Below are 12,070 nucleotides of genomic sequence, written 5' to 3'. Positions count from 1 at the left end.
GTTCATTCTCGTTCAGTGGGTAATAGCTCATAAGTACCAATCGTACTTATTAACCAAACTAAGAATGTTGTTAATCATGAAAATCCTATTCCAAGCCAAAAATATTGACTGTCCTCTAGCTCTAAGATAGAACATCTGGAAACTCTAGTATCCTTGAGGTGCCCCAAGAGTTTATTCTATAACCATGAATCATTCTATCCCATGAAAAGCGGTAGGTTGATAAAAGTAGAAAGAGCTAGGTGAATGACTTTTAAAGTACTTATAGTCGAAGATCACGAACTCTACCGGGATGCATTGTGCTTTATATTGCACGAGGCCTTTCCCAATATCCAGGTTATCAAGGTGGATGACTTCCCTGCGGCCATAACCGCCTTAGCAAGTCACAACGATATCAGCCTGATCCTGTTGGACATTCATATTCCTGGAACCAGTGGACTCAAAGGCCTTAAAGAAATAAAAAGCCGATACCCGGCTCTGCCTCTGGTTGTCATTTCTACTATTGATCAACAAGCTAGTATTCAACAGATGCTACTATTGGGTGCTGATGGTTTTATTTCAAAAGCAAGCTCTAAAACTACGATAATTAAGGCGTTGAATAGTTTTATGGAAGGTGAAGTAGTCATTATAGAGGGGCCAAGTAATTCCAGCTCTCCAACACTTTCTCCTCGACAGATTACTACGCTAGAGCTTCTTTCTCTCGGCCTGTCAAACAAAGAAATAGCGACTCAGCTCAACATCTCCCCCTCCACCGTCAGAGAATATGTTTCAGATTTACTAACACTGTTTAGCTGTAACAATCGAACACAGACAGTCCTGAAAGCTCGCCAATTAGGCTTTATTCTAGATTGATCTACCTCTAAATGAAGAGAATATTCCTTCTCCACTAAAGGATTCTGCACGGGGTCGTTCTGTGTCATAAAGCAGAGTTCTGGAAAAATGTAAAGGCCTAATGCAAGCCAAAGGTAATGCCACATCTGGGCCGAGCCCCCTGCACTATCCGGATTTTCGACAATACTCGTTAGGGGAATCTGGAGGGAAAACCATCGATCTTGGTGCCAATCCGGTAGGGATCTACCAAAACAGGCGCACAGTGATACTCGAGCAAGTAGGGGGAGAGGCCTCACCTAATGAGGCACCAGTAGGGCATCACACCAGTGCTTTCAGCAATGCGACTATGGCAGTCATAAAACAGAAAAACATCAGTGAAACCCTACCGGGAACAAAAGATAGCAAATCGTCGCTAACCTTTCATATGCTCCAGTAAATAAGTTAGAACTTCATCTCGGTTATCGATCAACTTTTCAATCAGATCAAGATGATCCCGATTATTCGCTAATTTGAAATGACAGGGGTTACCCATTTTTAGCATTTTCTCTTGATACTCCTTGGTCTGCCGGAAAAATTCTGGAGTATCAAATTCAGGTACTATTAAGTGTAAAGGGCATGCTGTTGCGTCGACACTAGACTCTAACAATTGGGGGCTAACTTTTTCAGCAGACTCCATCGACATATGGATGGCATCGTTCACAAAGCTGTCTACCAGTGGCCGGATATCAAAAAGCCCAGCAAGAGAAAACGCGCCCTTAAACTTACTTTGGGCTGATACTGACACACCAAATTGGCTCCAGTCCGTTTGGTGCAACAAAGCTACCAGCTGCCCCCCTGCAGAATGCCCCACTAAATGAACAGATGGAGCCCCTTTTGCCTCGGCCTCATTCAGCACGCTTGCTACTGCCCACTGCATCTGCGTGACAATAGACTCCATAGGAGCATCATTTTCCCAATCCGGAGCCATACGATAACCCGGCATATAAACCGCAAAACCTTCTTTATTAAAAGGCTCGGCCAGAAAAGAAAACTGCTCTTTTGAAAACCACTGCCACCAGCCACCGTGAATATAGATTACAACCGGAGCATTTTCTGAGACTTCATCTGGCCTGAAAACATCCATCGAGCCCTCAAAGTCACCTTCCCCAAAACTGACAGTTTGTAAACCATCCTTAATCGCTCTGCGATAAGTAGAGCTACGGCTCCCGGTAAACTCAGCATGAGACGGCAGTAGAAGATCTGTGGGGAGACGTCGTGTCCACAGTGTAGGGTTATATTGCTCGTCGGTTTTCTCGCGGGTAAAGCTATACCAAAATTCACTCATGGCTAATACCCTTACTTTTCACTAGGATTTATAGCTTCAAATTGATCATCACGTAGCAGCATAGTACCGTCTTCCTGCAGAACCCAAAGTTCGCGTGTAATGACCCCTTGTGCATTGTTCATTTTCCAATTACTTGAAAGTACAGTTGAGGTTTCGTCCACTACTTCAATCTTTGCGCCTATATAACTCACATCGGCGAAACCTTGATCAATCAAGTTTTGCCAGAAGGTTTGTATATCCTTCCGTCCCTCAAACAGACCAAAGGGTTTGGCGGTCATCTGAGCCAGCTCTTCATACATAGATGCACAGCCTGCGGCATTGCCACTATTAAAGTAAGACTTCCACTGTTCACTGGCGGCTTTTGTTTTCTCAATCAGAATGTCGCTCATTTCAAAATCCTCTTCTGCTATAGGTAACGACCTTATGCGTATAGATTGCCTCATGGCACCAGCTGTGATAAATACCTATTGATTGATATTAGTGTTTAGGAAAATTAAACAATGAAGCCAAACCTGGAAGATATGCAGGTATTCCTAGCGGTAGTTGAGGCACGTAGCTTCACCCTCGCAGCCGATCGGCTGGAGCGCACCAAATCAGCAGTAAGCCAAGCCGTAACCCGGTTGGAGTCAGATATTGGCACACGGTTGCTTTATCGCAGCACCCGCTCTCTCTCCCTTACTGAAGCTGGATCAGAGTTTTACGCCCACTGCCAAGAGATTAAGGATATATATAACTCAGCATTAGCAGGCCTTAAGAATAATAGCGATAAATTGGCGGGTTCACTATCTGTGACAGCTCCCCACGCACTGTGTGAGTCAGTGATTGTTCCAGCAATCATCAGACTGGCCGAACAATACCCGCAATTGAAAATTAGACTATTAGCCAATGATTCCCCCATGGACTTGATTGAATCCCAGGTGGATTTGGCCATTCGTGTAGGCAATCTTGAACTTCAATCCGCCAAAGTTGCAAAGATTGGCTTATTGGGTGAAAGTCTATACGCCAGCCCTCAGCTAATCGAGAAGCAGTCCGGCACTCCTGAAGACCTTACCGAGTTACAAAACTGGACACATATTGCCAATGATTGGCAGGGCACACCATTAAAATATGAATTTAAAAATGGCGTTCAAGTAAAAGTCAGACCCAACGTACGCTGCAACTCCCTGCACGACATCATGCAGTTAACTGAAGCCGGTTTAGGTGTTGCCCAGCTACCTGATATTGCCGCCCGAAAAAGAGTTGATAACGGAGCTCTTTGTCCGATAGCACCTGTCGCCGCTGCGCCTATTCATTATATGCATCTATTTTCAAAAAGACCGCCGGCAAAGGTACAAAAATTTATCAAAGCCATTAAGACCCAATTAAAATTTTTAGCTAATAATTAACAGTAAAAAAGAGCTTATTCACAGAGTTATTCAGCTCAATAGAGCTATATTTATAGCTTTTGGAGGCGACACTTCTATTATCGGGTATAGCCTACAACTTACTAAAAAGGGAGAAGGAAATAATACACTGCGCTCGGGACCCTATGAGGCATGGATGCCGATTAGGAGCTTACAGGGATGTATTCACAGCGTGTCTCGAGTGAAGTGTATTCTTTCCTTCCGCCCCAGTAGTATCTGCATGAGCACAAAGATGGAAGTGAGAGAGAGCTTTTCGCAGCTGTAATGCCCTGCGGCTTTCAAGGCTCGCCTTACGGGGTTTTCAGAGCGGCCCACTCTCTGAGTTACGACTTCTTGAAAGGTCTAGACATTCCTGCGAAGCCGCGACTTGATTGTGAACCGTCCTGGAAACCAGAGGCACCAAGGAATTATTCAGAGTCTCCTAAGTTTGAGGAGAAGAAACTCCAGTAATAGTTCCCCTTACCTTTTTTAAGCTAATTATCGCAACATTCAATATCATTAATTGCAGCGGAAATACTTAAATGTTGAATCTTGAGTGTAACGCACCAATACGTTTCCTCCTGAAGTCAGAGAGTAGACTTCCTCTGATTTCCACTGCTCCCCTTCGCCTTGCATATCAAATACCAGGTGAAGGTTGCCATCATTCTGGCTAGCCGACATCAATTGCCCTGATGATTCAGTAAACAGAACTCGATTGTCCGCCAGAGTCATCAAATTATCTGCAGAAGAGGCCTTACAGGATTCCTGGGTTCCAGCCCATTGCCCTTGATACTTAGGGGGTACCGTAGACATTGCACAAGCCTGGATTAATCCGATTCCCAGCAACACACAGAAAAAAGAGAGAGATCTCATTCAAACAACCCAATAACGTATACAATAAGAAAAAATAAGAATATAAGAAACTTACAGTATATCTAGTACTTATGTCTCAAATAAATCCCGCCACAGGTTAAAACCCTGAAATAGTCACCAAACGACAAAGGATTTAACGGGTTTGTGCACCTCGCTTTACACAAGTAAACATTTCTATTCTTCCCTCAAAAACAACCAAACAATTTGTGATTAGCTTTGAATTACATTGGCACTGATCACAGGCCAGGAAAATGCACTTACAATTTCAGCTATAGAAACTATTCTCATTAGTATCCACTTGTGACAACAAAAGGGGCAGAGGAATGGATGATTTACAATTATTCAAAGACCGATTTGCGATTAGTGATCTACTCGCCCGTTACACACTAACTATCGACAATAATGATGCCCGAGGCTGGGCATCATTATTTACACCCGATGGTCGATTTGAACGTGGCAATATTATGATTCGGGGAAGGGAGAAACTAGAGCGCTACGCAACTATTCACAGCAAGTTGGGAAGTTGGCACATCACAAGCTCCCCCCTATATTCCATTTCTAAAGATGGGCAGTCCGCTTCAGGGAAAGCAGCGACTCTACAAGTAATAGCAACACGATCCGGCTATCGTATTGGTGCCGTAGGAGAATACCGGGATAAGTTCGTAAAAATCGATAACAACTGGTTAATCGAATGTCGACGAGGAGAAGAGGTTAAACTACCTGAAGACCCGGAATTTCCCATCCTCAACGCCGACCCTGATGCTGGAAAAATCATACAAAAACTACTGGATGCTTGGGATGACTTGGGTGAGCCGATACCTGAGCCCCCAAATAAATAAAAATCCAAATCTTATATAGTAAGCCGAGCTAATTGAGTGCACGCAACGGCACATCATCACGGCGGCCAATTGATGCCCCCAGTATTTTCACTAAAAATTCGGTTATGACACCTGCTGTAAAGCCCCAGATTTCATAACCTTCATATCTGTAGGCCGGCAGATAAATCGCCTGATTATCAATAATAATCCGATCAGTGCGAATACGTGGGTCCGCCAGAAAAAATGACAAAGGAACTCGAAATACTGCATCCAATTCTCCAGGGTTTGGGGACAGGTGAATTTCCGGAGAAATTATTCCCAACCAAGGGGTAACATGTACCTGCCAACGAGTAGTGCGTGGCCAAAGGGGGCCGAGTATACGCACATCATCCATAGGCAGACTGACTTCCTCTTCTGCTTCACGCAAGGCGGTAAATTGAAGTGATGGGTCGGTAGCATCCCAGCGGCCTCCTGGCAGTGAGACTTCACCGGAGTGTGTAGAGAGATTTGCTGAGCGCTTAGTAAGAATAACCTGGGGATCGGGTTCATCAGTAAGTGCAATCAACACTGCCGCATGCCCGTGGAGATCCGGGCCTACTGGAACCCGCGCTTCCAAATCTTCAATTTGCCCTACGATTTTCTGTTCAATGATCTCTAGCATAAATCTGTGTCCTACCCCGACTGCTACGAGGCTCCTTAACATTCATCATACCGGTTTTCAGCAGTAACACTGAGCGATATGCCACAATATCCATTTGTGACTTACCACCCTACCACACAATCAACAGCTTGGCTCAGGTGGATTCAGACCCATCATTCGCGGTCTTATCCTCATCAATTTTGGGGGTATAGCCCCCTTTCAGCTTTTCCCGCACCGTTTGCACCAAGGCGTAATACACAGGCACTAGCAAAGTGGCGAAGAGACTCGCAGCCAACATGCCGCCAAAGACCACCAGCCCCAGGGAAACCCGGCTTACTGCGCCAGCACCGGTGGCGACCAGTAGTGGAATTACCCCTAAAATAAAGGACATGGCCGTCATTAATACCGCACGGAATCGCAGGCGCGTGGCCGACAGAGCCGCATCCGCAATAGACCGGCCCTTATCGCGTTCCACGCAGGCAAACTCTACTATCAGAATCGCACTCTTTGCTGCCATCCCAATCAGTAATACCAAGCCGATCTGCGTGTAGAGATTATTGATAGACCCCGCAATAAATACCGTAAACATAGCGCCACCAATCGCAATGGGGACGCACAACATCACCGCAAAGGGGATAGTCCAGCTCTCATATTGGGCGACCAAAAACAAGTAGACAAATATAACGGCCAAAGAGAACAGGATTGGGGCCAGATTACCCGCAGTCACCTCCTGTAAGCTGATGCCCGTCCACTCGTATCCATAACCTTCTGGCAACTTTGATGCCAAGTCTTCCATAGCATCCATTGCCTGGCCACTGGAATACCCCGGTGCCGGTGATCCATTGATAGTGACGCTGTTATATAAGTTGTAACGGGTTATTGTTTGTGGCGCGACCACCGGAGTAATAGTTGAGATAGAAGTCAGCGGTACCAAACCGCCACTATTGGCACGAACATAAAAGCCAGCCAGATTTTCCTCTTTATCGCGAAATTGTGCATCGGCCTGAGCGATTACACGAAAGACCTTTCCATACAGGTTAAAGTCATTGATGTAATAGCCCCCCAAAAAGGTTTGCAACGTTAAATATACATCCGGCAGGGGGACCCCAAGCACATGCGATTTTTCTTTATCTACTTTTAATTCAAGCTGCGGTGTAGCGGCCTGAAAACTGGTAAAGGCCTGGGAGATTTCACTGCGCTGATTGGCATTGCCCAACAGGTCAAACAAGACCTGTGACAATTCAGTAATACTACGCCCCTGTAGATCTTCGAGTACAAATTCAAATCCACCAACAGTGCCAATACCCGGAAGTGGTGGAATGACAAACGGCAGCACTTGCGCATCGGGAATTGCAGTTAACTTTTTCTGTACCCGATCCATAATGGCAAACTGGCTATCTTCTCTATTCGGGCGCTCATCCCAGGGTTTTAGCACAGCAAACATCATTGCCGTATTAGAAGAAACACTACTGGTAAGTAGGTTGTAACCGGGCACTCCAACCACATGAGCCATACCTGGCTCTTCCATTAGAACATCGGTCACTTGATTGACAATGGGTCCGGTTCGCTCCAGGGAAGATCCATCTGGCAACTGCACGTGTAACATAAACGTGCCCTGATCTTCATCGGGAATAAAACCGGTGGGGATTCGGGTAAAGAGTAAATAACAGAATAATAAAATCAGAATAATTGAGGCAATACCGATAAGCGGTATTTTTATACAAGCCCTCACCATTCCCACATAAAAACCTGTAGAAATATGCAGAGATTTATTAAAGAAACCAAAAATACCGGTCTCTTTAATACCGGCTACTTCCCCGTCTTTGCTCGGCTTTAACAAACTGGCACAGAGAGCCGGACTTAGTGTAAGTGCATTCAGGGAGGAAATGGCCACCGCCATTGAAATGGTGACAGCAAACTGCTGATACATTTTTCCCGTAATTCCCGGCATCAACATTACCGGGACAAAAACTGCAAACAAAACAAGGGTAGTAGCAATAACGGGGCCGGTAACTTCACGCATGGATTCCAGCGCGGCTTCCTTTGGCGGGAGGCCATCAGCCATTAACCGCTGGGTGTTTTCCACCACGATAATCGCATCATCTACCACTATGCCTATCGCCAGGATTAAGGCAAACAATGTGATGGTGTTAATCGTCATCCCAAATGCCAGCATTAGGGCAAAGGTGCCTATCAGGGATACGGGAATGGCAATGGCTGGTACCAGCGTAGAGCGCCAATCCTGCAGAAACAAAAAAACCACCAGTATTACCAGTATCAGGGCAATAATCAGTGTTTCCACAACCTCTTTAATTGAGGCCTCTACAAATAATGTGGTGTCGTAGAGAATCTCCGCTTCCAGCCCATCGGGGAAGCGCTTCGACAACTCAGCAACCTTGGCCTTAATGCCATCGGCCACTTCGATCGCATTTGCCTCGGGCAGCTGGTACACCCCTATCACTGCTGAAGCCTGGTTATCCAATTGCCCATAGGAAGAGTAAGATTCACTTCCCAGCTCCACCCTCGCCACATCCTTGACTTTTACCATGGCGCCATCGGGCTTGGCGCGGATGGTGATGTCCTCAAATTCGCTGGGAGATACCAAGCGCCCCTGCACCAAAATATTGTATTGGAACTGCTGATCTTGGCGGATCGGTGGCGCCCCGATCTGACCGGCAGCTACCTCTACGTTCTGTGCCTGCACCGCAGAGATAACATCCTGGGCGGTGACATCTAACGAGGCCATTCGGTTGGGGTCGAGCCAAAGGCGCATGGCGTAATTGCGCGAGCCAAAAATAACAACACTGCTCACCCCCAGCACCCGCGCCAATTCATCTTTTAAATAAATCTCGGCGTAGTTTGCCAGAAATAATTCATCAAACTTTTCATCTGGGGAAAACAAATTGACTACTAGTAACAGCGTGGTGCTCTGCTTGGAAACTACCACCCCATCCCTTTTCACATCCTCAGGTAGCTGGGGAGTGGCCTGCTCCACCCGGTTCTGAACATTAACCTGGGCGATGTCATCGTCGTAGCCAGGCTTGAATGTCACTGTGAGACTGTAGGAGCCATCATTGCCACTGGTGGAAGACATATAATCCATGCCCTCCACACCATTAACTTGCGACTCAATCGGCACAGCCACACTATCGCGCACTACTTCAGCGCTGGCACCGGCAAACGTGGCGGCGACATTGATGGTCGGTGGCGTTATTTCAGGGAATTGCGACACCGGTAATTGTGGCAAGGAGAGTATCCCTGCGAGGGTGATCAATATGGAAATAACAAAGGCGAATCGTGGCCGCCGGATACAAAAGGCGCTAATCATGGGCAGCGACAGCTATTTGTAGTCATCGTCATGCCCCTCAGATTCAGGGCTTGCTGGCGCCGCCTCCCCATCAGTTACCGGTAGCTCTCTCTCCCCTTGACTGTCTGTAGAGCCAGATTTCGCCGCAGAACTACTACTTTGCTCGGCGGGAGGGGCTGGTGGTGCTTCAACATCGTAGGGGTTTCTAGGGGTGTTTTGCGGCGTCACCGGCTTTCCTGCGACAACCCTCTGCAAACCATTAACGATTACAGATTCACCGGCGACAAGCCCGCGATCTACAGCCCACAACTCCCCTTCCCTCTGCCCCAAGGTCAGGTAGCGCTTCTCCGCAATATTATCTTTGCCCAAAACAAAGACGTAACGGCCCTGCATATCCTCCATGACCGCTGACTGGGGTACCAGCGGCCTCAGGGCGTCATTGCCGGTGTAGACGCTTATGGAAACTCGGGCAAACTGGCCCTGTACTAATAGTTGGCCTGGATTGGGAAACAGGGAGCGCACCGCTACCGATCCGGTATTGGGATCGATCTGATTATCGATAAATACGATTTTGCCCTTATGGGGGTAGTAATTGCCGTCGGGTAACTCAATGCGGACATCCAGGCGAGTGGGACTTAAACCCTCTCGCTGTCGCCTCTGGGAATCCACCTGCACCGCATAAAGTTGCTCTTCTGGCACTTCAAAGAGCACATAAATGGGATCCATTTTTACGATGGTGGCCAGGGGATCGGTGCTTGGCCCTACCAGGGAACCCACTGGAAATTCTGTACGCCCGATTCTTCCAGTGAGTGGCGCGTAAACTTTGGTATAAGAAAGATCCAGCTCAGCGCTTTGCACTTTGGCGCGATTGGCATCGACTTGGGATTCCGCTTCCTCAAAATTGCCTTCAAGCTCATCCATCTGTACCTGGCTGATAGCCCCAGTGGCCACCAAACGGCGGCCACGGTGGAAGTTCCGCTCAGCAACTCTCAGGGAGGCTTGGGATTGTTCCAGAGTAGCGCGCTGATTCGCCAGTTCGGCAATAAAAGGGCGCGGGTCAATTTCAAACAGTAACTGCCCTTTCTGGACGGTTTCCCCCTCGGTAAAATTGCGGCTCTGGATATACCCTTGTACTCGTGGGCGGACTTGATATTCATCAGTTGCCTCTACCCGTCCGACGAATTCAAAGCGGGGGATAACAGGCTCCTCCCTAACAACCAGTACTTCTACTGGCGGGGGAGGTGGCGCCTTTTCCTCTTCGCCTTTACCACCACAGGCGCAAAGGGCAAGGAGCGCTAGTCCGAGCAAAAAAAAACGCGCCATCGCAGGGTAGATACCGCCTTTATACTTCAACATCACTAACAACTATAGGCGTCAACCGGTCGGGAAGCTGGCGCTCAAATCTTGCATGGGTATACTGACGCCATGAAATTTTGCAGCCAATGCGGCAGTAACGCCGTAACACTTTCCATTCCCAAGGGCGATGACCGCCCCCGCCACACCTGTGGCGATTGCGGCGCCATTTATTACATTAACCCCCGTGTTATTGTCGGGGTCCTCCCCTACGTCGACAATAAAGTAATGTTGTGCAAGCGCGCTATACAACCGCGCTTGGGGCTTTGGACCCTACCTGCCGGATTTATGGAGAGTGGTGAGACAAGTGAAGAAGGCGCCTTACGGGAATCTTGGGAAGAAGCCCGGGCCAGTATTCGTGTGGACGATCTCTACTCCATTTATGATATTCCTCACATCAATCAGGTTTATATGATGTACCGGGGGGAATTGACCGATATGAATTTCGGGCCCGGGCCAGAATCTCTTGAGGTGGAGCTATTTCGCGAAGATGAAATTCCCTGGAAAGAAATCGCGTTTCCTATCATGCACCGTACTCTGGAGCATTACTTCGATGACACGCGTATCGGCCAGTACCAGCTGCATCGTGGCGTCATCAATCGCAAGCTGTGAGCCACTTTAGTTAATGACCCTGCATTAAAAGGATGTTTGCATGAAATACTTCTCAATGCTCGGTGCTTTATTACTGGTAGGCATTGTCCTGCCAATGATTTTACCGGGCCCAGATGGCAAACCCATCATGTCACCCTCCGACTGGCTGCCACAAAAACCGGATATTTCAGCGATTCGCGAAACCGGTGAGCGAGCTATGCAAAGTGTGCGCGAAACCACCCAGGAATCGGTTTCAAAAATTGAAGAGCTGGCAACTTCCAGTGGGCTTGTGCCTCAAGGGGATTCTACCAAGCAAACATCTGAGGTTTTTACCTGGAAAGATAAAGATGGGAACTGGCACTTCTCAGACACCGTACCGGAGGGGTTGGATTCACACGTGCGTATTCACCGCGTCAAGCCTCTAAATACAGTCACCGCCAATGACCCTATTGACTTGAGTTCTGACTCGATCGTTGAAGACAGTAGCCCCGCCGAAAATAAACTGCCGACCCACCACACCAGCGTTTCAAAATTACTGGAAGATGCGAAAGCAATCGAGCAAAAAAGCCACGAACGACAAAAGGTACTCGATAGCCTTTAAGAGACCTCTGCTTTATTTAAGCCGGCACTACTGCAGCGATCATCCAATCGCCAGAGGTCAAACGCCGGTTCTTCATAGGGGTGGGCTGCTCGCATTACATCGAGAGCAGCATCCACCAGCTCATCAGCACAGACCATCTCCACGCGGTATTCCATCACAGTCTCTACCTGGCCCAACTGACCAATAAATGGCTGGCTCCCATCCAGCGGCCTGAACTGCCCCATTCCCAGGACTTGCCAACAACAACTATCGTAGTCGCCAATACGCCCAGCCCCCACGGAAAATAGCGCTTGCTTTACCGCTTCCAAGTGAGACTCGGGAATATAAACACAGAGCTTATACATAAATAATCG

The 12,070-nt window shown here is 47.7% G+C and carries 13 protein-coding genes; 6 read left to right on the top strand and 7 right to left on the bottom strand.

Annotated features, from left to right (window positions below; all coding sequences use genetic code 11):
- Positions 1–243 precede the first annotated feature (243 nt).
- Together ACJJIW_RS12075 and ACJJIW_RS12070 are read left to right on the top strand one after the other, a co-directional pair.
- Entirely contained in the window at positions 244–849 is a 606-nt protein-coding gene (locus ACJJIW_RS12075; protein ID WP_282931715.1) for a response regulator transcription factor, read from the top strand.
- A 100-nt stretch (positions 850–949) separates the two neighbouring features.
- Positions 950–1,264: a hypothetical protein gene (locus ACJJIW_RS12070; protein ID WP_282931714.1), complete on the top strand. Its 315-nt coding sequence runs from the start codon at positions 950–952 to the stop codon at positions 1,262–1,264.
- Here the strand turns inward: ACJJIW_RS12070 and ACJJIW_RS12065 are convergent.
- Complete coding sequence (locus ACJJIW_RS12065; RefSeq protein WP_444935286.1) at positions 1,241–2,152, bottom strand: alpha/beta hydrolase; 912 nt, start codon at positions 2,150–2,152, stop codon at positions 1,241–1,243. The genes ACJJIW_RS12070 and ACJJIW_RS12065 overlap by 24 nt on opposite strands.
- A gap of 11 nt (positions 2,153–2,163) precedes the next feature.
- Positions 2,164–2,541 (bottom strand): Cif family virulence factor, encoded by a 378-nt coding sequence (locus tag ACJJIW_RS12060; protein ID WP_444935285.1) that lies wholly within the window; start codon positions 2,539–2,541, stop codon positions 2,164–2,166.
- A gap of 111 nt (positions 2,542–2,652) precedes the next feature.
- On the opposite strand from ACJJIW_RS12060, the gene ACJJIW_RS12055 reads away from it, so the two are divergent.
- Entirely contained in the window at positions 2,653–3,537 is an 885-nt protein-coding gene (locus ACJJIW_RS12055; RefSeq protein WP_444935284.1) for a LysR family transcriptional regulator, read from the top strand.
- A 516-nt stretch (positions 3,538–4,053) separates the two neighbouring features.
- Here ACJJIW_RS12055 and ACJJIW_RS12050 read toward each other — a convergent pair.
- Positions 4,054–4,347 carry a hypothetical protein gene (locus ACJJIW_RS12050; protein WP_282931709.1) on the bottom strand — a complete coding sequence of 98 codons (294 nt, stop codon included), beginning with the start codon at positions 4,345–4,347 and terminating at the stop codon, positions 4,054–4,056.
- A 383-nt stretch (positions 4,348–4,730) separates the two neighbouring features.
- Here ACJJIW_RS12050 and ACJJIW_RS12045 point away from each other — a divergent pair, with 383 nt between their 5' ends.
- Positions 4,731–5,246 (top strand): nuclear transport factor 2 family protein, encoded by a 516-nt coding sequence (locus ACJJIW_RS12045; RefSeq protein WP_444935283.1) that lies wholly within the window; start codon positions 4,731–4,733, stop codon positions 5,244–5,246.
- Positions 5,247–5,274: 28 nt separating this feature from the next.
- Here the strand turns inward: ACJJIW_RS12045 and ACJJIW_RS12040 are convergent, their stop codons facing one another.
- The 3 genes from ACJJIW_RS12040 to ACJJIW_RS12030 form a co-directional block, all read right to left on the bottom strand.
- The gene (locus ACJJIW_RS12040) at positions 5,275–5,886 is read right to left on the bottom strand and encodes an NUDIX hydrolase (RefSeq protein ID WP_282931706.1); all 612 of its coding nucleotides are present in this window, start codon (positions 5,884–5,886) and stop codon (positions 5,275–5,277) included.
- Between the two features lie 133 nt (positions 5,887–6,019).
- Entirely contained in the window at positions 6,020–9,193 is a 3,174-nt protein-coding gene (locus ACJJIW_RS12035) for an efflux RND transporter permease subunit (protein ID WP_444894640.1), read from the bottom strand.
- A gap of 12 nt (positions 9,194–9,205) precedes the next feature.
- A complete protein-coding gene (locus tag ACJJIW_RS12030; RefSeq protein WP_444935282.1) occupies positions 9,206–10,528 on the bottom strand; it encodes an efflux RND transporter periplasmic adaptor subunit in 1,323 nt (440 codons plus the stop codon).
- 69 nt (positions 10,529–10,597) lie between these two features.
- Between ACJJIW_RS12030 and ACJJIW_RS12025 the strand changes: the two genes are divergently transcribed.
- Both ACJJIW_RS12025 and ACJJIW_RS12020 read left to right on the top strand, forming a co-directional pair.
- A complete protein-coding gene (locus ACJJIW_RS12025) occupies positions 10,598–11,137 on the top strand; it encodes an NUDIX hydrolase (RefSeq protein WP_282931703.1) in 540 nt (179 codons plus the stop codon).
- A gap of 40 nt (positions 11,138–11,177) precedes the next feature.
- Positions 11,178–11,717 carry a DUF4124 domain-containing protein gene (locus tag ACJJIW_RS12020; RefSeq protein ID WP_282931702.1) on the top strand — a complete coding sequence of 180 codons (540 nt, stop codon included), beginning with the start codon at positions 11,178–11,180 and terminating at the stop codon, positions 11,715–11,717.
- Here ACJJIW_RS12020 and ACJJIW_RS12015 read toward each other — a convergent pair.
- Positions 11,714–12,061: a YqfO family protein gene (locus ACJJIW_RS12015; RefSeq protein WP_444935281.1), complete on the bottom strand. Its 348-nt coding sequence runs from the start codon at positions 12,059–12,061 to the stop codon at positions 11,714–11,716. The two genes, ACJJIW_RS12020 and ACJJIW_RS12015, sit on opposite strands and share 4 nt — an antisense overlap.
- Positions 12,062–12,070 lie beyond the last annotated feature (9 nt).

Source organism: Microbulbifer maximicatervae (SeqCode), from assembly GCF_052467815.1.
Note: the sequence above shows the minus strand (reverse complement) of the source record. Positions and strands in the feature narration are given on the sequence as shown.